Source organism: Alienimonas chondri (genome assembly GCF_013036045.1).
Lineage (GTDB): Bacteria > Planctomycetota > Planctomycetia > Planctomycetales > Planctomycetaceae > Alienimonas > Alienimonas chondri.
On the sequence record NZ_WTPX01000018.1, the window covers coordinates 26,515 to 52,191 of the forward strand.

Genomic DNA, 25,677 nt, shown 5'->3' on the forward strand with positions numbered 1-25,677 from the left:
CGTGGACCGTCCGCTTGCGGTTTCGCGGCGCCGACAGCTCTCGGGCGCCGCGAAACCGCAAGCGAGAAGCGTAGCGCGAACAGCTGCCGAACCCGTTCGGAATTCTCATACCGCCCCGCCGCTCGCCTTGGGATTCATGGCCGCATCGCCCCCCACCTCTCGATTCCTGCGGTGGGGGTTCCGGCGGTATCTGCTGGGCGGGTTCCCGTTCGGTCGGGGGATGCTCGCTCGGAACTTCCACGCCGTGCGATTGCTGGAACCGATCCCCGTTCCGTTTGACGACGGCGGACCGGGCGGTCCGCGGGTCTTCTATTTGAATCACCCTGGTTGGTGGGATCCCTTGGCGGCGGCGGCGTTGGCGGCGTACCTCGTTCCGTTTCGCACGCCGTACGCACCGATCGATGCGGAAGCGCTTCGGTCGATCCCCTGCGGGCGGGCGCTGGGGCTGTTCGGGGTGGAACGCGACGCTGCGGCCGGCGCTCGCGCCTTCCTGCGAGGCGCCACGGCCGCGCTGACCGACCCCGCGGCCGATCTGTGGCTCACGCCGCAGGGGACGTTCGCCCCGCCGGAGCGGCGGCCGATCACCTTCGCCCCCGGATTGGGACACCTGCTGAGCCGCAATCCGAGGCTGACCGCCGTGCCGGTCGCCGTGCGGTACGACTTTTGGAGTGAACGTCGCCCCGAACTCCTGCTGGCGGTCGGCGAGCCGGTGCGGCGAAGCGACGTACCGACGGCGGACGACACGTTGGGGCAAGGGACGCCGCGAAGCGAGGCGCGGGGGGACGCCCCCGTGCGATCCGGGGAGTGCTCCCGGTTCCTCGAGGGGCGTTTGGAGGACATTCTGAGTGAACTCTCCGCGGCGTCGGCGGACCGTGATCCGGGTCGGTTCCGTCCGCTGCGGTTCGATGGAAACGCCCGGTCCTGACCGTTCACCCCCGCACTCCGGTTCGCGATGCCGACGTTCGCCCCGCCGGAGACCGCTCTCGATTGGCTCGCCTGGGCCTGTTTGGCCTGCGCGGCGCTGCCGGCCGCATTAACAGCGCTGAACCTGCCGGCGTTTCGATCGCCGCGGCGGAGAGGGAACGGGGCGCCGCCGCGGGTGTCGTTGCTGATCCCGGCTCGGAACGAAGCGGGCGGGATCGGCGAGTGTCTGCACGCGGCGTTGAGCAGCGAAGGGGTCGATCTGGAGGTGGTCGTGCTGGACGATCACTCGACCGACGGCACCGCGGAGATCGTCGCGGAAGCGGCCCGCGAGGACGGTCGGGTTCGACTCGAACAGGCGCCGCCGCTGCCGGCCGGGTGGTGCGGGAAGCAGTGGGCCTGCCGCACGCTGGCGGCGCGGGCGGACCGCTCCCGGGAGCTGCTGTGCTTCATCGACGCCGACGTGCGACTTGCCCCGCACGCCCTCCGCACGCTGTGCGATGAACGGGCGCGGCGGAATGTGGGCCTGCTGGGCGGGTTCCCCCGCGAAGCCTGCGGGACGGCGACGGAGGCGGCGGTGATCCCGCTGATCCACTTCGTCCTGCTGGGGTTCCTGCCGATCGCTGCGGCGCGTCGGTTGCGCGGCCCGGCCTGGGCGGCCGGCTGCGGGCAGCTTTTCCTCACGACCCGCGACGCCTACGAGGCCGTCGGCGGGCATGACGCGGTGAAATCGAGTTTGCACGACGGGCTGACGCTCCCCCGCGCGTACCGGGCCGCCGGGCAGACGACCGACGTGGTCGACGCGGCGGATCTCGCCGTATGTCGGATGTATCACGGCGCCTCGGAGACCTTCGCCGGGCTGGCGAAGAACGCGACCGAGGGCGTCGCGGCGCCGGGGCTGATCGGGTTCTTCACCGTCGTGTTGGGTTTGGGGCAGGCGGCGCCGCTGCCGTTGCTGATCGCGGGGGCCCTGGGGGCGATCACGCTTTCAAATGGGTCGATCGCGGCGCTGCTGGCGGCGGCGGGGCTGTCGTTCGGCACGCGGGCGGCGCTGGCGCTTTCCTATCGGCAGCCGTGGCTGGGGGTGGCGCTGCATCCGTTCGGGGTCGCGTTCTTCCTGGCCGTGCAGTGGTACGCGCTGGGGCGAAAGCTGTTGGGCAAACCGGCGGCGTGGCGGGGGCGGAGCTACAGCCCGGACCTCGTCCCGGCGCCGGACGCCGTCCCGCGGAGCGAACCGACTCGTTCGCCCCTTCCGACCGCGCCGCGGCCGCGCGAGCTTCGGCCGACGCACCGACCGGCGGCGTCGTTCTCGGCATCTTCCCGACCCGGAGTCTCGGCGCCCGCCCGGTGAAGAATGAGCGGGCGGCCCTACAGTAACGGCGTACACCGTTCGCGAAGCGGGGCGATCCCTCCATTTGCGGCTCCTTTCTAATCTCACCACACGCCCGCCATGACTTTCTGGAAACGCAATATCCTGCCCGAGGCAGACGCCCAAACCGTCTGCTCGGCGCTGCAAGAAGTGCTCGTCTCCCTGATCGACCTCGGTCTGCAGGGCAAGCAGGCGCACTGGAACCTGTTCGGGCCGAACTTTCAGAGTCTGCACGAAAAGCTGGACGCGATCGTCGAGACCGCCCGCCTGACCAGCGACGAAGTCGCCGAACGCATGAACCAACTCGGCATCGCCCCGGACGGACGGCGGAACACCGTCGCGGAGAGCAGCCCGCTGGCGAATTACTCCTCCGACTTCGAACCCGTCCCGCAGGCGCTGCACCTCATCGGCGATCGTCTGCACACCGCGGTGGAGACGATTCGCACCGCCCGGAAGACCGTCGCCGACCCGGACCCGATGACCGAAGACCTGCTGATCGCCGTCAGCCAGCAGGTGGAAGAGCACCTCTGGATGATCCAGGCGATGGAGCACGAAGTCGGCGCCGGGGAGCCGTCGAAGCTGCCGTAAGTCGACAGGACGCCGGGGGCCGGCCGGACGTCGGCTCTCTGCCAGACAAACGCTGAAGAACCGCGATCGCGGGGCGACGTGCCCCGTCGGTCGCGGTTCCACTTTTGCGGGATCGACGAGCCGCACGGCCCGCACGGGTTCTCCAGCCGTTTGCGGCCCCGTGGCATGCGGATCTTCGCTATTTTGCCCGATCGGACCGAAAGCGGCCGCACGTCTTCGGGGGCGACGTACTTTTGCCGGCTGACGGATCGAACGACGCGAACGCATCCCGAGGGGACGCGACTCACGGCGATCGGCGCCGCAGCAGGGTGTCCCGGGCCGGACGCCGTGCGGACGTTCCGCACGGTCTGCCGGCCTACCGCGGCACGTCCCGGAGGGGTCTGGGGCCGCCGTTTCAAACCGATTACTGGAGAGTCCCCCATGAGCAACTTCCTGACCAGCGTCAAGACCTTCCTCGAGACCGAGGACGGCCCCACGGCGGTCGAGTACGCCGTCATGCTGGCCCTCATCCTGGTGGCCTGCATCGCCACGGTCCAGACGCTGGGCACCAGCGCCAACTCCAAATTCGAAGAGATCAACGGCTACCTCGGCGGCGGCGCCGAGTAGTGCGATCGGGCCGCCCGAGCGGCCCTGGCTGGCGACGCTGCGTTCACCGCGGTGCACCGTAAGCCTTCCGTCCTGCTGAGTAACGAACCGACCCGGGGGCGACCGCCTCCGGGTCGGTTGTTTTTGCGCTGTGCGACGCACGCGCCGAACGGCGAGGCGTGTTCGCCGCGCCGGGGTCCGGTTAGGGGGTTCGGGCGGTTCGCTCGTGTCGAGGGGGTCGCCGGGGGATACGGGCGGCCGAACGGTCGATAACTCCGGAGCGACCGGACTTGCCGGTCGAACCGCCTCTTCCCCTGTCTCCCCCATGGCGATGTCCCGCACGACCGCCCCCCGCCGTTCGGCGTCGGTTTGCGCGGGGATGATCTGTCTCACGGTTGCGGCGCTGTTCTGTTCGGAACGTGCGCCGGCGTTCGCCCAGACGGCGGCCTCCACGGTTCCCGGGCTGACCGCGGCGACCCGGGCGAAGCTCAATCGCCGGATCACCCTGACGCTGCCCGGCGTCCCGCTGCGGGAAGCCTTGATGAGCGTCCGCGAAGTCGCGGAGTTGAATCTGGTCATCAATCAGGAACTTGCCGGGACGGTGGACGTCTCGTTCCGCGACGCCCCCGTGCACGAGGTGCTGGACACGCTGCTGCTCTCCCGCGGATTGGGCTACCGGCCGGTGGGCGACGGGCTGGTGGTGGTGCCGATCGCGGATCTCGGGGCGGGGAACCCGTTGCTGGCCTCGGAGGTGTTCTCGACGCCCTCGGTCGACCCCATCCAATTGCTGCCGATCGTGGAAGAGATGCTGTCGCCGGAGGGTCGGGCGCACGCCATGACCGCCGGCCGCTCGCTGGTGGTCTTCGACTACCCCGCCCGGATCGACGCGATCCGCACGCAGGTGGAACGCCTGGACGCCGCCGCCGCGAGTCGCACCTCCGTTGAGGAGCAGGCCGCTGCCGCGCGGTTGCTGACCGTACCCTCGAGCCGCGGGCCCGGCGGCCGAGCGGGGGCGGGCGACGGCCAGCCGTTGGACTCCGTGGTGGTGAGACTGCTGTACGTCCCGGCGGCCGAGATGGCCGTCGCGCTCGCCCCGTTGTTGGGAGAGAACGGGCGGGTCTCCGCGATGGACAACGAAGATCGGTTGCTGGTCGTGGACAGCCCCGCGAACCTCCGGGCGATTCAGTCCGCGATGCAGTCGTTGGACGTGCCGCGGGTGCAGGTCCGCATTCGGGCGCTGATCTACGACTGTGCGATCGAAGACGGCCGCGATCTCGGATTGAACTGGGGCGGCAGTTTGCGGGGCCGCAGCTTCGCCGCGGACGGTACGCCCATGCAATCCATCGCGTTTAGCGGCGTGACGGCGGCCGGCGTGGTGAATCCGACCGCCGCCGGGGCCGTCGTCGCCGCGGCCACCGCCAGCCGCTACCTCGATCTCACCAGCACGCTGCGGGCGCTCAACGAGAGCAAGGACAGCCGTCTGCTGGCCGACCCGAACGTCGTCGTGCTGAACCACGAACGGGCCGACATCAAAATCGTCACCGAGGTGCCCTATCAGGAACTGACGCAGAGCGCCCTGGGCGGAGCGATCGGCACGACCTCCTTCCGCGAGGCCGGCGTGCGGTTGGAAGTCACGCCTCACATCGCCCCGGACCGCACCGTGACGATGCTGGTGCATCCGGAGTTCAGCGTCCTCAGCGGGTTCACCCCGGAAACGAACGCCCCGATCATCGACACCCGCGAGGCGACGACCACGGTCCGCATCGCCGACCGGGAGACGTTGGTGCTGGGCGGCCTGCGTCAGCGGAGCAAGGTCCGCACGAAGACCAGCCTGCCCTTCTTCGGGGCGATTCCGGTGGCCGGTCGACTGTTCCGTCAGAACGACTTCGAAGTTCGCGAGAGCGAACTGCTGGTGTTCCTCACGCCGGAGATCGTCGGCCCCTGCTATTCCGGCGACTACCGCGAGACCGGCGTGGCGGTGTTCGGTCACAGCGAACTGGAGGCGACCCCCCTCCATCCGCAGTCGATGGGCACCGACGCCGCGTTGCGCGAAGACCGTTGCGCGTGGGACAATTGCCACTTCGATAAGGCGCTGCGCCGCGGTCCCTGGGGAACATCGGGCGAAGCGCACTGTGATCTGCCGGCGGAGGTCTTCGCCGCCCCGGTCGTGACGGGGCTAATCGGCCCGGAGTACGGCGAATCGGAGTACGGCGAATCGCATTACGGCGAACGCGAGTTCGGCGAAGGCGCCGTGATTCCCCCGGCGCCGGCGCCGCCGTCGGCCCCTCACTGGTCGGAGCCGACGTACGGCGAACCAACCCGCACGCGGTCGCTGCCGTCGCCGTCTCCGTATGAAGGCTCGCAGTCCTTCACCGCTCCGCCGAGGTCGTCCGTCCCGCCCTCGGCTCGGTCGCAGAATCCGTCGGACGCGTCGTCGGCCGCTCTGAGGCCGATTCCCGCGCCGGCTCCCCTCGCCGTCCCGCCGCCGGCGTTCCCGCAGATGGGCGACGAGCCGTCCCCCGGCGCCGACGCAGCCATCCCGGCTCCGTTCTGAGCACGCGGTTTGCGACCGAGCCATCAGCGGTCCGTCGAACAGCAGCCAAGCAGGACTACGCGGTCGCCCGTTCTTCCAGCGTCTCCCAGCGTTCGAAGGCGGCTTCCAACTGCTTCGTGAGGGCTGCGTCGCGGTCGGTCGCGGCGGTGATCTCTTCCTGAGAGCGTTGATAGAACCCGGCTTCGGCCATCGCGGCGTGCAACTCGGCCTGCTCCGCTTCGAGCTTCTCCATCTTTGCCGGCAGGCCGTCCAGTTCTTTCCGCTCTTTGAACGATAGCTTCTTGCCGGCCGGCTTGGACTTCGCGGGTGCCTGCGAGTTTCCGGCGGAGGGCGTCACGCCGCCGGCGGCCTCGGCGGCGTCGCGGGCCCGCATCCAGTCGGAGAACCCGCCGTCGTACTCCTTGAACTGCCCGTCGCCCTCGTAGGCCAGCACGCTCGTGGCGACGTGATCGAGGAAGTCCCGGTCGTGACTCACCAGCAGCACGGTGCCGGTGTAGTCCACCAACAGACCCTCCAGCAGTTCGAGCGTCTCCAGATCGAGGTCGTTCGTCGGTTCGTCCAGCACCAGCACGTTCGACGGCTTGGTGAACAACCGGGCCAGCAGCAGCCGGTTCCGCTCGCCGCCGGACAGGCTGCCGACCGCCACGTTCACCCGATCCGGGGGGAACAGGAAGTCGCCGAGGTAGCCGACGACGTGCTTCTTGCGGCCGCCGATCGTGACTTCCTCCGCCCCGTCGGTGACGCTTTCGCGGACGGATTTGGTCGGGTCGAGCGTGTCGCGAAGCTGATCAAAGTAGGCGACTTCGAGGTTCGTGCCCTCGCGCACCGAGCCGGAATCGGGCGTCAGAGCGCCCAGCAACAACCGCAGGGCGGTCGTTTTCCCGCAGCCGTTCGGGCCGAGCAGACCGAGTTTGTCGCCGCGCGAGAGGGTCAGGTTCAAGTCGCGGACGGTGGGTTCGCCCGCCCCCGGGTACGTGAAGGTCACGCTGTCGGCTTTGAGCACGAGCCGACCGCTCTTCTCCGCGGCGGCGGCGACCATGTTGGCGTTGCCGAGCTTCTGGCGGCGGGCGGCCCGCTGCCGGCGGAGATCCTCCAGAGCCCGCACGCGACCCTCGTTGCGGGTGCGGCGGGCCTTGATCCCCTGGCGGATCCAGGCTTCTTCCCGGGCGAGCACCTTGTCGAACGCCGCCGCTTGCGCCTCCTCGGCCTCCAACTGCTGCGCCCGGCGGGTGAGGAACGTTTCGTAATCGCACTCCCAGGCGCTGAGGCCGCCGCGGTCCAGTTCGCCGATGCGATTGGCGACCCGCTTCAGGAACGCCCGGTCGTGGGTGACGAACAGCACCGCGCCCCGCAGGCTCCCGGCGAGCTTCTCCACGACGGCGATCGATTCCACGTCGAGGTGGTTCGTCGGTTCGTCCAGCAGCAATACGTCCGGGTCCGGGGCGAGGGCGCGGGCCAGCAGGGCGCGCCGCTTCCGTCCGGCGGAGAGGTCGGCGAACTGCTCGTCGGGATCGAGGTTCAACTCGCCGATCACGCGGTCGACGGCGATGTCGATCTCCCAGTCCTCGGGCGGGTGCTCCTTCTGGGCGCCGGCGGCCTGGGCGCCGCGGGTGACGACCTCGCGGACCGTGCCCGCGGTGCCGGCGGGGACTTCCTGTTCGAGCCGCGTCAGCACGCGGCCCTTCTGCACGTTGATCGCGCCTTCGTCGGGCGCGAGGTTGCCCGCCGCGAGGTTCATCAGCGTGCTCTTGCCGGCGCCGTTCCGGCCGACCAACGCCATCCGTTGCCCCGCTTCGAGCCGCAGCGTCACGCCGTTCAGCAGCGCAGCCTCCCCGTGGGAAAAGGTGACGTCTTCGAGGGACAGCAGCGACATGAACGTTCGGCGAGCGGGGGGCGTCAGCCCCCTGAGCGACCGACCAGAGAGCCGGCGAGGGGGGGCGGACGGGACTGTCGCCCCCCGCCCGCGGTTCGGCAAGGGCCGCGGTCCGGCAAGGACCGTCAGGTCGCCTCGTCGCCGAACCCCTCGTCGATCGGCCGCCCCAAGTGTCCCCGCAGCCACCGAATCAACCCGTCCCGCCTCGGGCACCGCGGCGACGGACCGTAGTGAACCGTCAGCGCCTGCGTCCGCTTCGCGCCCAGATCCGCGGCGGCCTGGTCCGTGAGGAACACGGCGGCGGCGTAGGTGGAACCCTCCGAGTCGGTGCGTTTGTCGATCCCCACGCGTTCCACGCCGGCGAAGGGGACGGCCAACCGCTTGCGGCGGCCGAGGCTCATCGGCAGGGCGAGCAACTCCTGGTCCGGGTCGATCACCAGATCGTACACGCCCGTCGCCCGCCGCCGCGTCACCCCGACGGCCCCCCCAATTCCCGCGGCGGCCGCGATCAACAGCGCCGTCGCCGGAACCCAGAGCGGCGGCCGGGAACCGTACGTGAAGGAGATGGCGAACACCTCGATCAGGGCGACGCCCCCCGCCCCGATCGCCCCGGCGACGAACGGCGGATATGGGGCCAGCGGCGCCCGGATCAAGCGTCCGTCGTGGACCGTCGGCGGCGGCTCGGCGGCTCCCGTCGAGGCTCGGCTCTGCTGAATCCGAATTCGGAGGAACCGCACGGCCACGGCGAGCATCGCGGCGAACGGCACCGCGAACAGCGCTGCGAACAGCTGCGTCCCGGTGACGCCCGGGGCCAGCAAGCTGTTCTTCGGGTCGGCCGGGTCGTAATGCACGGTGACGACCGTGTTCGGTCGCAGCGCTTCGGCCCGTCGGCGGTACCAGTCGCGATCGCCGCTTTTCGGGGAGTTCGCATCGTACCGGGCGCCGAGGTACTTTCGTCCGCCGACCTGGTAGGCGTAGGAGAGGTCCAGCGAATAAGTCGGTCCGTTGTCGCCGCCCGGGTGGGCGATCACCCGGCAGTCGATCACCCGACCGAGCGTCTCCGCAAACCCGAGACTGCGGACCGCCAGCCGGTAGTTGGGCAGCACGCCAACGGCGAACGCGATCAGAAAGATCGCCCATCCGAGCAGCCAGAACGCGACGATCGCGAACTGTCGCCAATCGCCCCGCCCCGCCGGCGGGACGCTCTCCAAGGACTGCGGGTCGTTTGATTCGCGTTCGGTCACGGCGTCGGGAACGTCAGGGGGACGACGGCGGTTCACAGCCCGCGGTCGAGTTCTTCCTCGACCGCCGCGATCAGCCAGTCGATGTGGGCCGGCGTGGTGTAGAGGTGACAGGAGACGCGGATCTGCCGCCGGCCGCCGCGATGGACGACGGGAATCTCGATCCGGTGCCGTTCCCACAGGGCTTTCTGCAGCGGATCGCAGTCGCCGTGGCCGACTTTCGGCGTGCCGGCCGGCGGATCGGGCAGGGCGGCGGGGGCCATCGGCAGGCGGCGCCCCTCGGGAAACCGCGGTCCGAGCGGCGGGAGACCGGTGAGGGCGTTCAACCGTTCGACCGCCGCCCCCGCCAACCCGGCGGAGTGGGCGCGGAACGCTTCGAGGCCCGCCTCCTCCAGCACGCGAATCGCCGCGGGGATCGACAGGAACGGGCTGGGGTCCGGCGTGCCGGGCCAGCGGAAGTCGTCCCGCCAGTCCGGCGAACGACCGGAGACGCTGCCGCCCCAACTCGCGACCAGCGGCGCGAACCCCTCGCGGCGCTGCGGGGCGATCCACAGGAACCCGCTGCCGAACGGGGCGCTCAGCCACTTGTGACACCCTGCCGTGTACCAGTCGCAGCCGAGATCGGCGATCCCCTCGCCCGGCCGCTCCAGCGGCAGCGCCGCGATCGCGTGCGGCCCGTCGACGGCCACCGGCACCCCGCGTTCTTTCGCCCCCGCACAGATCCGCTGCACCGGCAAAATCGCGGCCGATTTGCTGGTGACGTGGGAGACGACCAGGACTTTCGTCCGCGGCGTGATCGCGGACAGCACGTCCGCGGCGACGCCCTCCGCATCATCCAGCGAGGCCCGAATCGGAGCGGAGATCACCTTCGCCCCGACCGGCTCGGCCCGCTGTTTCCACAGGCGGAACACGGCGCCGTACTCGTGGGAGGTCAGCAGAACCTCGTCGCCCGCCGCCAGCGACAGGTTGTGAGCCACGAGGTTCATCCCCGTCGTCGAGTTCGACACCGGCACGATGCCCCCCGCGTCGGCGCCGACGAACCGCCCCAGCGTTTCGGCGGCGGCGTCCAGTTCGTCCTCCAAGCGACGGACGAAGAAGTCCATCGGCTGGCTCGCCAGTTCGCGGCTCCACCGTTCCCGTTCCGCCAACACCGGCTCGGAGGTCGGCCCGAACGAACCGTGGTTCAGGTAAATGACGCCGGGGCGTATCGGCCAAGCGGGAACGTTCATCCGGCCGTTGTGACGTTCGAGGTCCGCCTCGAACAGCGTCGGAAACGAGATTGCCGAACGCTCACTCCGCCGCGTCGTCGTTCGAGTCGTCGCCTGCCGCGGCGGCCTCCGGGACCGCGGGCGGTTCCGAGACGTCGACGCCGGTCGGGATCGCCAGGTCGAGGGGAAGGACCGTGCCGTCGGGCAGCGTGAGGTCGGCCTCCTTGTAGTGTTCCTGCGTGTCGAACCGGGCGCGGATCAGGCCGGTCCCGTGCTCGCCGACGACGTCGTAGAACCATTCGTCGTACTCCACATCGGCTGCGTAAGAGCGGTCCTCGTTCAGCGTCGCCCCGGTGACGGTTCCGAGATACTCCTGCACGACGGGATTCGCGTTCAGGGCTGAAGTCAGAGCGACCGTATCGCTCTCGTCCCAAGCCGTCGGGCCGTAATCATCGAACAAGTAATCCTCGTCGTCCTCTTGGGCGGCGATCACGCCCAGCAGGGCGACGCACCAGACGACGGAGGCGGCCATCGCCCCGCCCAGCCCGCCGCCCAGAACCAGCGCCGCCGCCTTCCAACCGTTCGGCGCCGGGCCGCGGCGTGTCGGGCGGATCGATCCGGCCGCGGACGTCGATGTACCGGGCGCGGATGTACCGGGCGCGGATGTATCGGGCGCGGGGGCCTCCCAGGGATCGGGGTCGTCGGCGAAGAGGTCGGCAGGGGCGGTCACGGCGATCTCGGTAAGGTCGATCTCGGTTTGATCGGTGAGCCGCCGGCGCGTTGATCGGGGAGCCGTCGGCGCGGCGGGGGGATTAAACTACCGAACGCGACGGCAAGTCGGGGTCGGCGTTCGACGAGAGTTCCTCTTCCAACCACTCCATGAGCCGGCGGTCCCGGTCGCACAGTTTGAGACCGGAGCGGAACGGCGTGAGCCGCTGCTTCGGTTCGACGCCCGCCTCGGCGGCGGCTTCGGGGGCGAGGTACAGCGCCACGCCGCTCACGCCGCGACCCCGATGCGCTCTCTTGCGGGCGACTTCGACCCGACGCACGTCGTCATACGGGACGACCACGCGGGACTCGCGACCCTCGGTGATCGGCAGGGCGACGAGTCGGCGCGTCGGGTCGAGCACCACGTCTTCCGCCCCGCTGGACCGCTTCCGGTAGACCTTCGCCGCGAGGTATCCGGCGAGTAACGCTCCCAGGAGCAGGATGCCGGCCGGGAACCACAGCGGCGGGCGAAAGCCGGCCGTGAACGCCACGAGAAACGTCCCCGCGAACCCGACCGCCCCGAGGACGGCGACCGCCATCCCCGCCGCGGAGACCAAGCTCGGCAGGCTGCCGGTGTCCCACCGCTTCATCCCGCCCGCATCGAACGCCCCCCGCGCGGAGCGTCCCGTCACGGCCCCGAGGGCGGCAGCGCTCATGCCGCCGAGTACCAGCGTCGCGATTGCCAGAAACGGCAGGGCGAACAGCACGATGAACAGGTGCCCGCCGGTGACGCCGGGAACCAACAGGGCGACCGACGGGTCGTCCGGGGCGTAGTAGACGGGAACTACGGTCCCCGGCTTGAGCGCGTTTGCGGTGCGGTCGTGCCAGCCGCGGTCGTTGTTCGAGACGACGGTCGTGTCGTACCGCGTGCCGACGTACGACCGGCCGGCGACCTCATAGACGTAGGCGAGGTCCAGCGCATAGGAGGGGCCGTCTTCGCCGCCGTGACTCACGTCGATCTTGCACCGCGTAACGCGCCCGTCGACCTGCGGGAAGTTCGCGCTGCGGATCGCCAGCTTCGCCCCCGGCAACATCACGGCGGCGGCGAAGATGATTCCGCCGATCCAAAACGTGATCCAAGCCGTCATGAACAGGCCGACGAACACCGTTCCGAAGCGGATCCCAACCCGTTCGAGCGCGGCGGCGGCGGCGTCGGGGGCGTCACTCGGCATAGCGGAGGATACGTCCTCGAATCGCCCGCGGTTCACGAACGTAAAACCGCTCGCGGTTTCTCGGGATCCGACCCTTCTGGGATCCTCTGAAACCGCGAGCGGCAGGTCTCACGCGATCGATCGTTCAGATCGCGTCAGTCGTTCCTCGTCGTCGTTCACTCCGCCGAGGCCGGCGGGGCGTCGATCAGCGACGGCAGGTCGAACGTGGTCGCCGGGGGAGCCGGGACCGGGGCCGGCGGAACGGCGTCGCCGCCGACGGGGCGCTGGTCGTACCGCGGCGCCGCGGGGGCGGGGTAAACCTGCATCGCCGGGACTTGGCCGACGGCCGATTCGCAGGGAGCCTGGCCGCAGCCGCCGACGGGCACGGCGGACCATTCACAGACGCAGCGGGTGCCGCATTCGTACTCGTGGACGTCCAGCGTGTTGACGCAGCGGAGGCCGCCGCCGCACCCGCAACCGTGGTTGGTCAGCTTGGCGAACCAGCCGGACGGCTTCTTCGGAACGCAGCCGCGGGCGCCGCAGGCGGCACCGTCGCAGCCAGCGGTCGTGCAGCCGTCGACGCCGCAGCCGCGGTTCTTCGTGCCGCAGTCCTTCTTGCCGCACAGCAGGTTCTTCAGGCAGCACAGGGGGGAGGTGGTGATCGGCGGGATGCAGATCACGTCGGTCTCGATCACGGCACAATCGCGTTCGATCGGTTCGTGACCGACTTTCACGCGGCAGGCGTACCGGGTCGGCGGGGCGCAGGCGCCTGGGCCGGTCGTGCAGCCGTCGGCCACGCAGGGGGGACCGGCGATCGCGGCGGGGGAGAGAACCGCGGCCAGCAGCGCCGCGGCGGCGACGCCGGGGAACAAACGGGACAGGGGAAGGCGAACGGACATCCGTGTGGCTCGCTGGGGTGAGAAGGTGTGGGAAAGGAGCGGGTCGGGCCGTGATTGGCGGCCTAGAAATCGAGCCGGAAACGCACGCCGAGAATGTCGTACCGGCTGTCGGTCGGAACGCCGGCCCCGCCGACGCCGGCGACCACGGCGGAGTCCCGAATGGCGCCGTTCACCCAGTTGAACTGCATGCCGGCGGCGTCGTTCCAGTACCAGTTCACGCCCAGCGTCAGGCTGTCGGCCTTGCCGCCGAACACGTCGGCGTCGTTCATGTCGAGGTAGGAGTACCGGGCGGCCACCTGCCAGGCGCCCCAACCCCCGCCGCAACGGCCGTTGCAGTCCCGCACGAGGAAGAAATCCTCATGCGGTTTCACCCGGCCCAGCGTGCCGCTCTCGCGATTCCAGGGCATGTGCTCCCCGGTCAGGAAGTAGCTGACATAGGTGTAGGCGCCGTGGAACGTGGCGTCCTCCGCCCCGTTGTTGCGATTGTTGGAGAGCACCTGCGCCTCGGTCACCCACTGCACGGCGCCGTAGTTCAGGACGTGCTCCAGGCCGACGAGGCTGAATCGCTCCACGTCGTCGATGCGGCCGGTGTTCAGCCAGCGATCGCCGGTACGGGCTTCGGGGCGGGTGCGGAAGCGGGCCTCGTTGTTGTTCAGCGGGCCGCCGGTTTCGTCCGGGTCCGCCACCGTGCCGGAGACCGCGAAGTGCCCGTAGCCGCGGCCGTCGGAGCACTCATCCCACCAATACGTCGTGGCCAGGCGCCCGGCGACCTGCAACTGATAGGCGTCGCCGATATAAATGCCGTCGTCCTGGATCCGTTCGAGATTCCAGATCCCGTACCGCCAATTATAACGGAGGTCGTCGGAGACGCCGTAGGAGGCGATGCCCAAGCGACGCGCGTCCTCGTTGAACGCCTCGATGACGTTCGGACGACCGATAAAGACGTTGTACCGGCTGCTGTTCAGGTGGTCCAAACCGTAGGGACGCTTCTGGTTGCCGATCGTGAGGGTCTGCAGAATCGGCAGATCGCGGAAGCCGAAGTAGACGTCCCGCACCTCGAAGTCGTTCACCGAGGCGAACTCCGTCTCCATCTTATAGAACATATTCGTATTGATATCCCCCTTGACCCCGATCCGCAGGCGGCGGAACAGGAAGCGGTCCTGGGGGTTCTCGCCTTCGAACCGTGCGGCGCCGTCGTCAGTGTCCGGGAAGGCGTAGTAGTCGGCGTGCAACCGACCGAATAATTGCACCTTGGAGTTCTTCGTCCCGCGGGTGACGTACTTGGACAGACCGCCCTCCACGTCGTCGATCCGCTCGGAGAGGGACTCGAATTCTTCATCGAGCGCCTCAGAATTCCCGTCGCCGAACAGTTCTTCCAACTCCGTCAGGCGGGCCTCGAAGTCACTGTCGCCGGCCTCCGAGGCTGCCGTGCTGGATTCCTCGCCGGGAATGATGAGCGCCTGATCCGCGACGCCCTTATCCGCCGGGGTCACGTCCTGCAAAGCGGCCGAGCGGAACAGCGGGGCCGAGGTCAAACTCGCCCGCTCCGTATACGACTGGGCGGCCGCGACGGGCGGCGTATCCAGCCGCGTGCGGAGCGAGCGGACTTCCGCTTCGGCTCGATCGAGCCGGTTCACGAGGGCGGCAAAGTCCTCGGCGGAGACTACGGAGTCCGCCGCCGACGCGACCGGCGCGGGAGCCACGGGGTCGTCGGCCCAAGCGACGGAGCAGAGGGCGGCGGGGGCCAGGAACGCCCCGCGGGCGATCCAACGTGAGGGAAGGGGAAACATCCGTGTTTACTCCGTGGCGCGGCGGTGACGTCGCGACCCTCCTGGTCGCGTCGCTCGTCACATCGGTTTGCGCCGGACGAACCCGGTCGATCGTTCCCCGTGTCTCGTGCAGAACCGGCGGAACCGCTCTTCACACTGGCTGCGAATCCGGGCGACCCGCGCAACCGGACCGTGCAGGCCGTTCCGGGGCCTTCACGGAAAAGTCACAGACCGAGACGCGAGACGACGCACGCCTCGCCCGCTCGTACGGCTGCCGCACGACGTCGAGCGTCGCGGCGCCGGGACTCAAACATCATGCAACAAGCATTAAGCGGAGAGGGGGGGATTCGAACCCCCGGTACCCTTACAGGCACACCGGTTTTCGAGACCGGCCCGTTCGACCACTCCGGCACCTCTCCGGGGTTTCAGCGAGGCGGCGTCGGAATCAACCGGCGGCCGCTTCGGCTGGAAGTGGGGGCGAAGAATACCCGCCCGCCCGACACGCCCCAACCCCGCGGCGTTCGCGAATCGTGGGAAATTGATCTCCCAAGCCGGCTACCCTGAGGCCGCGGCCGTCGCTAGCGGGTTCGGGGCGTCCGCAAACCCTCGGGCGCCGCGAATCCGCGAGCGGGCGATGCGCCTGTCTATCAATCGGTCTTCGCTTCGACGGTTTCGCATGTTGAACGCTGTCATCCGCTTCGCGTTGCGGAACTGAGCCGTCGTGCTGGCCCTCGCGGCGACGCTGTTGGCGATCGGCGGGTGGCAGACGGCGAACCTGCCGATCGACCTCTTCCCCGACCTCAACCGACCCCGGGTCGTGATGCTGACGGAGGCCCCCGGCATGGCGCCGGAGGAGGTCGAAGCCCTGATCACCTTCCCGCTGGAAACCGCCGTCAACGGCGCCACCGGCGTGGAGGCGGTCTGCAGCAGCAGCGGCGTGGGGATCAGCGTGATCAACGTGGAGTTCGCCTACGGCACGGACATCTACACCGACCGCCAGATCGTCGCCGAACGGATCGCCGCCGTCGCCGATCGGATGCCGGAGGGCGTCGAACCGTCGCTGGCCCCGGTCAGTTCGATCATTGGGCAGGTGCTGATCCTCGCGCTCTGGACGGATCCGGCGGACGCCGTGGGCGGGGACGCGAGGGACGCGCTGGAACTCCGCACGCTGGCCGACTGGGTGATTCGTCAACGCCTGCTGACCGTCCCCGGCGTCGCCCAGGTGTTCACGATGGGCGGGGGACGCTCGCAGTACCAGATTCTCGTCGACCCGGACGCCCTGCGGACGCCCGGCGTGACGATGGAGGAGGTCCGCGAGGCCGCCCACGACGCCAACCGCAACGCGACCGGCGGCTACCTCGACGATCGCGGCCCGACCGAACTGCTGGTCCGCGGACTCGGGCGGGCCGTCACGCTCGAAGTCCTGCGATTGGTTCCCGTGGCGACCCGGGGCGGGGTGCCGGTCACGCTGGTCGTCGTGATTCTGTTCGCCTTTCTGCTGAACCTGCGGACCACGCTGGTGACGCTGACCGCGATTCCGCTGTCGGTGGTGGCGACCGCGACCGTCTTCGCGGGATTCGACCTCGGCATCAACACGATGACGCTGGGCGGTTTGGCGGTCGCGATCGGGGAGTTGGTCGACGACGCGATCGTCGATGTGGAGAACGTCCATCGACGGCTCGGCGAGAATCGCCTGAAGCCGCTGGACGAACGGCTGCACCCGTTGCGGGTCGTGTACGGGGCGAGCGCGGAGATTCGCGGGTCGATCGTCTTCGGCACCGCGGTCGTGGTGCTCTTCCTGCCGCTGTTCGCGTTGCAGGGGATGGAGGGACGGCTGTTCGCCCCGCTGGCGGCGGCGTCGGTGCTGGGGGTGTTCCTCGTCCTCTACACGCTGTTCGGACCGGCGAACTTCGGCTTGCAGGTGATGGCCGCGGCGCCGGGCGCCGGCTGACGGCGACGGACGCGGCGGGAGACCCGCTGGCGTGATGGAAATGCTGCGCCTTCCGTCTGCACGGCGACCGTCTAGACTGATCGATTCCCCCGTCCCCGCTCCGCTCGGAAGGAACCAAACCATGCGTCGCTCGACCCTGATCCCCTCTCTCGCCCTCGCCCCGGCGTACCTGCTGGCGTGCACGCTAACGATCGGCTGCGCCCCGGAAGAGGACGACGCCGTCGTCACCGACACCCCGCCCGTCGGCGGCGACGATCATGCGGACCACGAAGGCCACGACCACGGCGACGGCCATCCCACCAAGGGCCCGCACGGCGGTTCGCTGATCGAACTGGGCGACGAGGAGTACCACGGCGAACTGGTCCACGACGTGGAGAACGGCCAGGTGCTGATCTACGTGCTGGACGGCGCCGCGAAGGAAGAGGTGATGGTCGACGCCCCGGAAGCGACCGTGAATCTCTCCCATGACGGGGAGCGGAAGACGTTCACCCTCGCCGCCTCGCCCCCGGAAGGCGGCGACGACGGCTCCGCGTCGCTGTTCGTTTCGACCGACCCGGTGCTGGGCGAAGAACTCGACCACGGCCACGACGACGCCAAGCTGATGATCAAGATCGACGGCCGGGCCTACTCCGGCACCATCCGCCACAGCGAAGCGAGCCACGACGAAGACCACAGCGACCACGATCACGAGTAAGCCGCCGCGAGCCGGGGGGCTTGTCCCCCCGGACCGGGCAGAGATTCGCGTTCGGTTCGCTGCGTTCGCCGGGCCGGGGGGATGAACCCCCCGGCTCGCCATTTGCCTCACTCGTAGGCCAACTGGGCGGTCGCCGTGGCGTCGACGTCGGCGACGGCTCGCACCCAGTACGCCCCGAACGCTGCGGGGAACGTGTGTTCGACCGGGCCGTCTGGCGTGACGCGGAAGGTGCGGTAGGGCGTCCAGGAACCGTCGCCGGCGATGTCGACTTCGACCGTGATCTCCGTCGGTCGGTCGGCGGAGAGCGTCAGTGCCTTCCGGTCGTAGCCGGTCATCAGGTACGGATCGGACGGCTCGCCGGCCGTCACGGCGCTGTTCTGCCACGGCCCGCCCTGGCCGACCGGCTTGCCCATCTTCCAGATCCCGTCCAGCGACCCGACCCACAATCCCACGTCCCCGGCCCGGTCGCGGACGATCCGCGGGTTGGCCATCGCGGCGCCCAGGTCGAGTCCGGAGAGAACCAGCAGCCCGCGGTAGCTGCAGAAATCGTGAATCCGCCGGCCGTGCGTGCACACCGGTCGCAGCTTGGCGAACCCGCCGGCGTTGCGGGCCGGCAGCTCGTAGAACGTGCCGTGGCAGTTCAGCAGGTCGCGTTCCGTGGCGACCTCCCGCGCCAACCGGCCGAAGCCCAGGGAGAGGTCCGGGGCGGCGAACGCGTCGTCTTTCGGCAGGCGGTAGCGGGTCCCGTCGTCGTCGACGTACAGCACGCTGGCGGCGTCGACCGACAGCACGCCGGCCCGGTCCGGGATCGCGGCGTTCGCCCGCAGCCACGCGTCCGCGGTCGCGTCCCCGTCCGCGGTCGCGTCCCCGTCCGGGGTGAGCGTCATCGTCTCGTCCAGCACGTAATGCCCCAGCGGCCCCGCGGCGGTGGTCGCGGCGAAGTGCAGCGTTCGCTCGTTCCCCCCGCGGGCCCGGATCACCCCGCCGGCGACCTCCGGGAACGCGCGGGGCTTGATGAGGCCCTCGAACAGCCCCGCCGCCTCCGGGCCGAGGTTCTCCGCCGTCGGGCGGTCGTCGCGGTCGGCGAAATGAAACACCGCGGAGACCGTCGCCGGTTCGGTCAGCCGCAGCCGGACCCACTCCCCCGCGGCGTCCTCCGGAAAAGCGTGCCAGGCGGCGCCGTCGACTCGCAGACTCTCCAGCGCCCTCCATTCGCCCGTGCCGCGGCGGTCGACCTCGAACGTCACCGTCGTCGGCCGGTCGGTCGTGAGGTGCACGCCGCGGCGGTCGTAGCCGGCGAACAGGTAGGGGTCGGACGGTTCGTTCGCGGCGACCGATTCGACCTTCCAGACCGCCCCGCGTCCCAGCGCCGGGCCGAACGTGTCGAGGTCGTCCGGCTTCACGAACCAGAGGTTCGATTGGCTCTGCGGGCCGGCGATCTCGCCTTTCGCCCGGCGTTTGTTGAGGAACTCGCTGGCCGCGGCGTCGTCGCAACCGAGGACCACCCGATCGCCCCAGCGGCAGAAGTCGCCGACGACCTTCAGATAGTTCGACCGCGGCCGAATGCCCGCGGTCTCGCCGGGACGGAAGCCCTTGGGAAACCGCCAGAACGTGCCGTGCATCGTCATCAGCAGGTCGTCGCTGCCGTCAGCATTCGGCCCGATCTCGCGGATGCGGGGCCACTCCGTGTTCCACCCGTGGGCGCCGTCGTAGCTGTGGCTGCCCTTGGGGAGGCGGTAGGAGGTCCATTCGCCCTCGTGCAGGCACATCAAGACCAGCGACTTGTCGTCCCAGCCCATCGTCCAGATCGGGTCCGTTGCGGGGTTCGGGTTGCCGTAGATCCCGCCGGGGCCGGTGACCTCGGTGAACTGGTTGCGTCGCACGATCGTCCAGGCGCCTTTGCCGGGCGATCCGTTCCAGGTCGCCAGCACGCCGGAGGGCGTCGTCGGGTCGGACTTCGCATCCACGCCGTGCTCGCCGTTGTTGGCATAGATCACGCGATCATGACCGGAGTACAGCCCCTTGCCGTGATAGCCGGGCAGGTTGGAACGGGGACCGTTCCGCCGGTCGGCTTCGTCGCGGAACAACGTCGTGACGGCGAGCGTTTTCACATCGATCTCGTACAACGCCTCCTCCATCGAGGCGTAGTAGATCTTCCCCGCGGGGTCGGTCAGGTGGCGGGCGTTGGCCGTGGGGCGGCCGAACATCTCCTCGTAGGGAATCGTGCGGACCTCGCCGTCGGCGCGAATCGCGTAGGGGCCGATGAAGAGTTGATCGCTCTCGCGATGGATCATCCGGTTCGCGGGGGTGCCGCCGATCGATTCGGGACGCACGATTTGCGTCAGGTCCGGGGTGATCTCGTACAGCTTATCGGAGGAGCCGCGGGGGCTGTGCGGGGCATAGGTGACGGCCCAGAGCCGCCCCGCCCACGGCACGACGGCGCCGGTGCCGCACTCGTTCTCGTTGTTGAAGAAGGCGAGGTGCGGATAGATCCCGCCGAAGCTCGGCTGGTCGATCGCCTCGTAATCCGGCGCATCCGCGGCGATCGTCGGGGCGACCGACCACAGCGCTGCCAGACCGAACGCGAGCAGCGGAGCGAAGAATCGGGGCATCGTGGTCGGCTCAGGCAGCAGAAGGGTCGTCGCACTGTCCGATCGGGGTTGGTGGATCGCAACTGCGCCGAGCGGGATGGCGGTCGCGCGGACGGGTTCGCACAATCGCCGGCGTTCGCCTGTCTTTGGGAGATTCGAAGATGATCGCCGCGTCGTTGCTGCTTGCCGGAACGCTGATCGCCGCGGGGCCGGGCGACGCCGGAACCCCCGACGCGACCGCCGATCGACCGAACGTGCTGTTGATCTGCATCGACGACCTCCGCCCGGAGCTGCGCAGCTTCGGGGCGGACTGGATCGACTCGCCGCACATCGACGCCCTCGCCGCCCGCGGTCGAGCGTTCCATCGCCACTACGTGCAGGCGCCGACTTGCGGGGCGTCGCGGTACGCCCTGCTGACCGGTCTCTACGGTCCGGCGGGCAACGGGGCGTTGTTCGAGCGGGCGAAACGACTGCGGAATGATCCCTCTTCCGTGCCCCCCAGCATGCCGGCGTGGTTCCGGCAGAACGGCTACACGACGGTCTCCGTGGGAAAGGTTTCGCATCATCCCGGCGGACGCGGCGGGGGAAACTGGGACGACCCTGCTCAGCCGGAGATGCCGGATTCCTGGGATCGCCACCTGATGCCCGTCGGCCCCTGGCAGCACCCCCGCGGAGCGATGCACGGGCTGGCTCACGGGGAGATCCGCACGAACGCCGGGAAGATGGCCGTGTTTCAGTCCGAAGACGGCCCGGCGGCGATCTACCCGGACGGCCTGACGACGGACGAGGCGCTCTCGCAGCTTGATACGCTTAATGCCGATGAGAAGCCGTTCTTCCTCGCCGTCGGGCTGATCCGCCCGCACCTGCCGTTCGGGGCGCCGGCGGAGTACATGCAGCCGTACGCCGACGCGGCCGTTCCCCCGATCCCGCACCCGAACAAGCCGGCCGGCAAGACGACCTGGCACGGCTCCGGCGAGTTCATGAAGTACGACCGCTTCGGCAAGAACCCGAACGACGACGCCGCGTTCGCCGAGGCCGTCCTCAAGCACTACGCCGCTTGCGTGAGCTACGCCGACGCGATGACGGGGCGACTGCTCGATCGGCTGGACGAACTGCAGCTGACGGAGAACACGGTCGTGGTGCTGTGGGGCGACCACGGCTGGCATCTCGGCGAGCACGCGATCTGGGGCAAGCACGCATTGTTTGAGGAATCGCTGCGATCCCCGCTGATCATCGCCGCCCCGAACATGCCACGGCCGGGACGCAAAACCGGGGCGATCGTGGAGTCGATCGACCTGTTTCCGACCCTCTGCGACCTCGCCGAACTGCCGGCGCCGGAGTTCGCGCAGGGCGAATCGCTGCGGCCGCTGCTGAACGATCCCGAAGACGCTTCGGCCGCCGCGGGGGGCGTCGCCGTTTCCTATACGTCCAGAGCGAACACGATTCGGACCGACACGCACCGCCTGATCGCCCACCGCGACGGGCATCTGGAGCTCTACGATCATCGCACCCCGGACGCGGAGACGCGGAATCTGGCGAACGCGCAGCCGGAGGTCGCGGAAGCGTTGCTCATGCGGTTGCAGAAGCGCTTGGCGGATCGTCGCTGAATCGCCGCTGTTGCGTGATGCAGGGCGACGGCCAAGTCCGATGTCCGGTGTGGCATGCTCTCACGCCGGAGTGCAGCGAAGCGGAACGCAGGCGAGTGAGCATGGAGGGTTGCGCTCGCCGGCTCTCTGCGGCCGGGCGTCGCTCTCCATGCTTACGCCGCGGCCATGACGGGGCACAGCGATTCGGACGCGGCCCAGACGCGGCGAAAGCATGCCACACCGTCTCATGTCTTTCGCCGGCATATGCCGACTTCACAATTGCCCTACGGGGCGAACGGGAGAGGTTCCGGGACTTGCGGCCAATCTGTAGAGTGCCGGCCGTTCGCCGGACGGATCGCGCACACCAGGGGGCGTGCGGTCCGTCACGCCGGCGAGCGGCCCGTCCTTCTCCCCGCCGAGCGTCCCTTCGCGGACATCCCCTGCTGTATGCCGGACTCCTCGCCCAGCCCGTCCCCCGACGACGATTCCGCGGATCAGGCCGCCGATCGGCCGCGGTTCAGCATCGTCACGCCCAGTTATAATCAGGGGGCGTATCTGCGGGAGACGCTGGAGAGCGTTTTGAATCAAGAGGGGATCGGCACGGAATTCGACTTGGACTACGCCGTAATCGACGGCGGCAGCACGGATGACTCCGCGGCGATCATTCGCGAGTACGCCGACCGCCTCACCTTCTGGTGCAGCGAAAAGGACCGCGGCCAGAGCCACGCGATCAACAAGGGATTCGAGCACGTCTCGAAGGACCCGAACGCGATCGCTGCGTGGCTCAATAGCGACGACGTATATCTGCCGGGCGCGCTGTCGAGGGTCGCCGCATACTGGCGGGAACATCGCCCCGACGCGCTGGTCGGATTATGCCAAAAGACCGACGAGTCCGGCCACGTTTATAACTCGACCGTGCTGGAGGAATATACGTTCGAGAAGCTGGTCGATTGGGACAATCACAACTTCATGCAGCCGGGGTGTTTTCTCTCCCGGGGCGTGTGGGATGCGGTCGGCGGGCTGAACGAGGAACTGTGGTACGTGATGGACGTCGAGCTGTGGCTGAAAGTCGCCAAGCAGTTCCGGTTCGAGACGCTGAACGAACCGCTCGCCGCCGCCAAAAGCCACGATCAGGCGAAGACCACGAACGTCCAGATGCGGGGCGAATTATGGGCCGAGCAGCAATTAATGTTGCTGCGATACGGCGCCCGGGAGCAAGTGGTTCGCACGCTGCGTGATCGCAGTATCGCACATAAAATGCTGGATGCGGAAATTCGGGTCGCCAGTCAACTCCCGATCGTCGGCTGGGTCGTGCGGGCCGCCCGCAAGGCCGCCCGCAGGCGACTGGAGCGAGATCCGACGTATCGTCCGCCGACGGTGCGGTCCGCCGAACCCCCGCAAACCGGCGGATGACGTCGACCGCCGCCCCCGCCGTTTCCGCTGCCGCCCCCGCGCCGGAGAAGTCAGGCGGTCGCCCGCCGCGCCGCTTGCTCTATATTGCGACGAATTACGGGGCGCTGTCGGAAACGTTCGTCAGCGACCTCGTCGCGGATCTCGCCGGCCGCGACTGGGAGGTGACGGTCGTCTGTTCGGACGCCGTGCCGAACGTCGTCCCGCCGCCGGGCGTCGCGTTGAAAGCGGTTCGTTTCGCCCAATTGACGAGCGCGACGGATCGGCTCGCGGGAAAGTTGGAACGCACGTTCCGCGGAGCCAGCGACTGGCCCCGCCTGATGCGTTCCGCGGCCCGGGCGCTGGGGCCGGCGATCGCCGAGGCGCGGCCGGACGTGGCCTATGTGGACGACGGCCGCGCCGCGTCGCTGGCCGTCGGTCCGCTGACGGCGGCGAACGTCCCTTTCGCCGTGCACTTTCACGGATCGGACGTGACGACCTCCCTGGCCGACGACGCCTATCGCCGGTCGTTGCCGGCCGTCTTCGACGGGGCCGGGGCGCTGGTGACGGCGTCGCATCACATGCGTCGCTTGCTGGTGCTGGAGGGCGCCGACCCGGAGCGCTGCCGGGTGATTCGGTTGGCGGTCCGCACCGACGGCGTCGAACCGGTTCCGTGGGCGGAGCGACGCACGCAGCCGCCGTCCGTCGCCTACTTCGGCCGGCTCACCGCGAAGAAGCACCCGGTCGCGTTGATCGAGGCGTTCGCGATCGCCCGCAGAGCCGTGCCGAACGCGCGGTTGACCATGATCGGCGACGGACCGGAGCGGGACCGCGTGGTTCATCGCATCAAGCGGCTCGGCCTGAGCGACGCGGTCCGCCTTTCCCCCGGCGTGCCGCGGGCGGAGGGGTTGGTGACGGTCGCGGGGCATTGGGTCTTCGCCCAGCACAGCGTCACCGCGGTCAGCGGCGATCAGGAGGGATTCGCCCTCAGCCCGGCCGAGGCGGCACTGCTGGAACTGCCGATCGTCTCCACCTGGCACAACGGCATCCCGGAGCACGTCGCCGACGGCGAGACCGGCCTGCTCGTGCGGGAACACGACTACGAAGCGATGGGCGAACGCCTCGCGGAATTGCTCGCCGACCCCGACCGCTGCGAAGCGATGGGCCGCGCGGGACGGGAGCGGGTGTCCGCCCTCTGCCCGCCGAACGCCCGCGGAGAGGCGATCGACGCCCTGCTGTCAGAACTGGCGGATCAGGGGGGCGCTGGATGAGCGGGCCGGTCACGATCGTGATTCCCAACCACAACGGCGCCGCGTACCTCGCGGAGGCGGTGGAGAGCGCCCTGGCGGAACCGGCCGTCGGCCGGGTCGTGGCGGTGGACGACGCTTCGACCGATGGAAGCCTGAAACTGCTCGACGACCTCGCGGAGCGAGCCGGCGACCGGTTGACGGTCATTCGCCAGAGCGGCGGCGGGGCCTGCGTCGCCCGGAACGCCGGGCTGGCCGCGGCGGACGGGGCGTTTGTGAAGTTCCTGGACTCGGACGACACGCTCGAACCAGGCGCCGTGGCCCGGCAGGTCGAACAGATGGCGGAGTTCGCCGGTCAGTCGGTCAGCGTCTACGGCGACAGCGCCTGGGTGGACGCCGACGGCCGGCCGCTGCCGACCCCGCCCTCGCCGACGGGGCTGTCGGAAGCGACGCAGATGATCGAACACCCGCCGCTGATCACCCCCCCGCTGCATCGCGTGGAGGACCTCCGATTGGTCGACGGCTTCGACGCCCGCGTCCCCCGCGGACAGGAGCACGACCTGCACCTGCGGATGTGGCTGGCCGGCGTGCGGTTCGTGCACCGGCCCGGCGTCGTCTTCCATTATCGACAGCACGGCGGCCCGCGGGTCAGCACGGCGGACGGTCGGCCGGAGGTCGCTCGCGGACGGTTCGAGGCGCTCCATCGGCACCTGTCCGCGGCCCGGGAGAAGTTCGGCGAGCCGCTGCCCGAGGAGATGGCTCACGCCTTCGGCCGTCAGTTCTGGCGCATCGGGCGCCGGTGCCTGCACGCGGGCCTCGCCGGAGCGGACGCGGCGCCGTTCTTCCAAACCGCCCGGGGGTTGGCGGGGAGAGAAGCGATCATCGGCGGACGGGCCTATCGGGGCCTCGTCGCCGCGTTCGGACCGGTGCTCGCGGAACGACTGGGGCAACTCGGGGGGCGTCGCTCCTGACCTCTCCCCCTGCTTCCGCCGCCGCTTCGGACGACGTGCCGAATCCATTGCCGATCGGCCCGGCGGACCGGTTGCGCTATCTGGCGCTCCGTGCGCGGGGCGAGGCGAGCAGTCGGCTCCGCCGCGCAACGGCCGGGCTATTTCCGCGCTGGGATCCCGGCGAGATCGCCGTGCTGGGGGCGTTCCACGGGCGGAACGTCGGGGACATGGCGCTCGGCCAAAGCGTACTGGCGGCGCTGGGCGAGCGGCCGGCCCGGCTGTTCGACATTCATCGTCTGCGGGAGGAGGGCGCCGGTTCGCCTCAGTCGGGCGGGGCCGCGAT

At 69.5% G+C, this 25,677-nt stretch carries 19 protein-coding genes, 1 tRNA gene and 1 pseudogene; 12 read left to right on the forward strand and 9 right to left on the reverse strand.

What is annotated here, in order from left to right; genetic code table 11:
• Nucleotides 1-136 precede the first annotated feature (136 nt).
• The 5 genes from LzC2_RS04540 (at nucleotide 137) to LzC2_RS04560 (ending at nucleotide 6,017) form a co-directional block, all read left to right on the forward strand.
• Complete coding sequence (locus tag LzC2_RS04540; RefSeq protein ID WP_171184227.1) at nucleotides 137-925, forward strand: lysophospholipid acyltransferase family protein; 789 nt, start codon at nucleotides 137-139, stop codon at nucleotides 923-925.
• Nucleotides 926-952: 27 nt separating this feature from the next.
• Nucleotides 953-2,272 (forward strand): glycosyltransferase family 2 protein, encoded by a 1,320-nt coding sequence (locus tag LzC2_RS04545; protein ID WP_171184229.1) that lies wholly within the window; start codon nucleotides 953-955, stop codon nucleotides 2,270-2,272.
• 99 nt (nucleotides 2,273-2,371) lie between these two features.
• Nucleotides 2,372-2,878, forward strand: coding sequence for a Dps family protein (locus LzC2_RS04550; protein WP_171184231.1), 507 nt, complete (start codon nucleotides 2,372-2,374; stop codon nucleotides 2,876-2,878).
• 420 nt (nucleotides 2,879-3,298) lie between these two features.
• The gene (locus LzC2_RS04555; RefSeq protein WP_171184233.1) at nucleotides 3,299-3,484 is read left to right on the forward strand and encodes a Flp family type IVb pilin; all 186 of its coding nucleotides are present in this window, start codon (nucleotides 3,299-3,301) and stop codon (nucleotides 3,482-3,484) included.
• A gap of 358 nt (nucleotides 3,485-3,842) precedes the next feature.
• Nucleotides 3,843-6,017 (forward strand): secretin N-terminal domain-containing protein, encoded by a 2,175-nt coding sequence (locus LzC2_RS04560; protein WP_171184235.1) that lies wholly within the window; start codon nucleotides 3,843-3,845, stop codon nucleotides 6,015-6,017.
• A 55-nt stretch (nucleotides 6,018-6,072) separates the two neighbouring features.
• Here the strand turns inward: LzC2_RS04560 and LzC2_RS04565 are convergent, their stop codons facing one another.
• The 8 genes from LzC2_RS04565 to LzC2_RS04600 form a co-directional block, all read right to left on the reverse strand.
• Nucleotides 6,073-7,890 carry an ATP-binding cassette domain-containing protein gene (locus LzC2_RS04565; RefSeq protein ID WP_171184237.1) on the reverse strand — a complete coding sequence of 606 codons (1,818 nt, stop codon included), beginning with the start codon at nucleotides 7,888-7,890 and terminating at the stop codon, nucleotides 6,073-6,075.
• Nucleotides 7,891-8,015: 125 nt separating this feature from the next.
• A complete protein-coding gene (locus tag LzC2_RS04570) occupies nucleotides 8,016-9,134 on the reverse strand; it encodes a DUF3592 domain-containing protein (protein ID WP_171184240.1) in 1,119 nt (372 codons plus the stop codon).
• A 32-nt stretch (nucleotides 9,135-9,166) separates the two neighbouring features.
• Nucleotides 9,167-10,360: an aminotransferase class V-fold PLP-dependent enzyme gene (locus LzC2_RS04575; RefSeq protein ID WP_171184242.1), complete on the reverse strand. Its 1,194-nt coding sequence runs from the start codon at nucleotides 10,358-10,360 to the stop codon at nucleotides 9,167-9,169.
• A gap of 61 nt (nucleotides 10,361-10,421) precedes the next feature.
• Entirely contained in the window at nucleotides 10,422-11,069 is a 648-nt protein-coding gene (locus LzC2_RS04580; RefSeq protein ID WP_171184244.1) for a hypothetical protein, read from the reverse strand.
• Between the two features lie 82 nt (nucleotides 11,070-11,151).
• Nucleotides 11,152-12,279 (reverse strand): DUF3592 domain-containing protein, encoded by a 1,128-nt coding sequence (locus tag LzC2_RS04585; RefSeq protein WP_171184246.1) that lies wholly within the window; start codon nucleotides 12,277-12,279, stop codon nucleotides 11,152-11,154.
• A 155-nt stretch (nucleotides 12,280-12,434) separates the two neighbouring features.
• Nucleotides 12,435-13,157 (reverse strand): hypothetical protein, encoded by a 723-nt coding sequence (locus LzC2_RS04590; protein WP_171184248.1) that lies wholly within the window; start codon nucleotides 13,155-13,157, stop codon nucleotides 12,435-12,437.
• A gap of 62 nt (nucleotides 13,158-13,219) precedes the next feature.
• Nucleotides 13,220-14,947, reverse strand: coding sequence for an OprO/OprP family phosphate-selective porin (locus tag LzC2_RS04595; RefSeq protein WP_171184250.1), 1,728 nt, complete (start codon nucleotides 14,945-14,947; stop codon nucleotides 13,220-13,222).
• A gap of 311 nt (nucleotides 14,948-15,258) precedes the next feature.
• Nucleotides 15,259-15,345 (reverse strand) — tRNA-Ser (locus LzC2_RS04600).
• Between the two features lie 302 nt (nucleotides 15,346-15,647).
• Here LzC2_RS04600 and LzC2_RS04605 point away from each other — a divergent pair.
• Together LzC2_RS04605 and LzC2_RS04610 are read left to right on the forward strand one after the other, a co-directional pair.
• Nucleotides 15,648-16,811: pseudogene (locus LzC2_RS04605) on the forward strand (efflux RND transporter permease subunit); the annotation flags it as partial.
• Between the two features lie 187 nt (nucleotides 16,812-16,998).
• The gene (locus tag LzC2_RS04610; RefSeq protein WP_171184252.1) at nucleotides 16,999-17,571 is read left to right on the forward strand and encodes a hypothetical protein; all 573 of its coding nucleotides are present in this window, start codon (nucleotides 16,999-17,001) and stop codon (nucleotides 17,569-17,571) included.
• Between the two features lie 107 nt (nucleotides 17,572-17,678).
• On the opposite strand, the gene LzC2_RS04615 is transcribed toward LzC2_RS04610, so the two are convergent.
• Nucleotides 17,679-20,183, reverse strand: coding sequence for a hypothetical protein (locus tag LzC2_RS04615; RefSeq protein ID WP_206678555.1), 2,505 nt, complete (start codon nucleotides 20,181-20,183; stop codon nucleotides 17,679-17,681).
• 140 nt (nucleotides 20,184-20,323) lie between these two features.
• On the opposite strand from LzC2_RS04615, the gene LzC2_RS04620 reads away from it, so the two are divergent.
• The 5 genes from LzC2_RS04620 to LzC2_RS04640 form a co-directional block, all read left to right on the forward strand.
• Nucleotides 20,324-21,769, forward strand: coding sequence for a sulfatase (locus LzC2_RS04620; protein ID WP_171184254.1), 1,446 nt, complete (start codon nucleotides 20,324-20,326; stop codon nucleotides 21,767-21,769).
• A 426-nt stretch (nucleotides 21,770-22,195) separates the two neighbouring features.
• A complete protein-coding gene (locus LzC2_RS04625; protein ID WP_171184256.1) occupies nucleotides 22,196-23,161 on the forward strand; it encodes a glycosyltransferase family 2 protein in 966 nt (321 codons plus the stop codon).
• On the forward strand, nucleotides 23,158-24,408 hold the full coding sequence (locus LzC2_RS04630) for a glycosyltransferase family 4 protein (protein WP_171184257.1): 1,251 nt from the start codon (nucleotides 23,158-23,160) through the stop codon (nucleotides 24,406-24,408). Before LzC2_RS04625 ends, LzC2_RS04630 begins: the two co-directional genes overlap by 4 nt.
• The gene (locus LzC2_RS04635; protein ID WP_171184259.1) at nucleotides 24,405-25,355 is read left to right on the forward strand and encodes a glycosyltransferase family 2 protein; all 951 of its coding nucleotides are present in this window, start codon (nucleotides 24,405-24,407) and stop codon (nucleotides 25,353-25,355) included. The genes LzC2_RS04630 and LzC2_RS04635 overlap by 4 nt, the downstream gene beginning before the upstream one ends.
• 35 nt (nucleotides 25,356-25,390) lie before the next feature.
• Nucleotides 25,391-25,677, forward strand: a 287-nt coding sequence (locus tag LzC2_RS04640; RefSeq protein ID WP_171184260.1) for a hypothetical protein, incomplete at its 3' end; no start/stop codon positions are given.

What these genes read in the sequence shown, in the direction of transcription:
- LzC2_RS04555 (WP_171184233.1), top strand. Translation starts at nt 3,299, where the DNA reads ATGAGCAACTTCCTGACCAGCGTCAAGACCTTCCTCGAGACCGAGGAC.
- LzC2_RS04540 (WP_171184227.1), top strand. Translation starts at nt 137, where the DNA reads ATGGCCGCATCGCCCCCCACCTCTCGATTCCTGCGGTGGGGGTTCCGG.
- LzC2_RS04560 (WP_171184235.1), top strand. Translation starts at nt 3,843, where the DNA reads ATGATCTGTCTCACGGTTGCGGCGCTGTTCTGTTCGGAACGTGCGCCG.
- LzC2_RS04630 (WP_171184257.1), top strand. Translation starts at nt 23,158, where the DNA reads ATGACGTCGACCGCCGCCCCCGCCGTTTCCGCTGCCGCCCCCGCGCCG.
- LzC2_RS04625 (WP_171184256.1), top strand. Translation starts at nt 22,196, where the DNA reads ATGCCGGACTCCTCGCCCAGCCCGTCCCCCGACGACGATTCCGCGGAT.
- LzC2_RS04585 (WP_171184246.1), bottom strand. Translation starts at nt 12,279, where the DNA reads ATGCCGAGTGACGCCCCCGACGCCGCCGCCGCCGCGCTCGAACGGGTT.
- LzC2_RS04595 (WP_171184250.1), bottom strand. Translation starts at nt 14,947, where the DNA reads ATGTTTCCCCTTCCCTCACGTTGGATCGCCCGCGGGGCGTTCCTGGCC.
- LzC2_RS04635 (WP_171184259.1), top strand. Translation starts at nt 24,405, where the DNA reads ATGAGCGGGCCGGTCACGATCGTGATTCCCAACCACAACGGCGCCGCG.
- LzC2_RS04615 (WP_206678555.1), bottom strand. Translation starts at nt 20,183, where the DNA reads ATGCCCCGATTCTTCGCTCCGCTGCTCGCGTTCGGTCTGGCAGCGCTG.
- LzC2_RS04610 (WP_171184252.1), top strand. Translation starts at nt 16,999, where the DNA reads ATGCGTCGCTCGACCCTGATCCCCTCTCTCGCCCTCGCCCCGGCGTAC.
- LzC2_RS04565 (WP_171184237.1), bottom strand. Translation starts at nt 7,890, where the DNA reads ATGTCGCTGCTGTCCCTCGAAGACGTCACCTTTTCCCACGGGGAGGCT.
- LzC2_RS04545 (WP_171184229.1), top strand. Translation starts at nt 953, where the DNA reads ATGCCGACGTTCGCCCCGCCGGAGACCGCTCTCGATTGGCTCGCCTGG.
- LzC2_RS04590 (WP_171184248.1), bottom strand. Translation starts at nt 13,157, where the DNA reads ATGTCCGTTCGCCTTCCCCTGTCCCGTTTGTTCCCCGGCGTCGCCGCC.
- LzC2_RS04620 (WP_171184254.1), top strand. Translation starts at nt 20,324, where the DNA reads ATGATCGCCGCGTCGTTGCTGCTTGCCGGAACGCTGATCGCCGCGGGG.
- LzC2_RS04575 (WP_171184242.1), bottom strand. Translation starts at nt 10,360, where the DNA reads ATGAACGTTCCCGCTTGGCCGATACGCCCCGGCGTCATTTACCTGAAC.
- LzC2_RS04550 (WP_171184231.1), top strand. Translation starts at nt 2,372, where the DNA reads ATGACTTTCTGGAAACGCAATATCCTGCCCGAGGCAGACGCCCAAACC.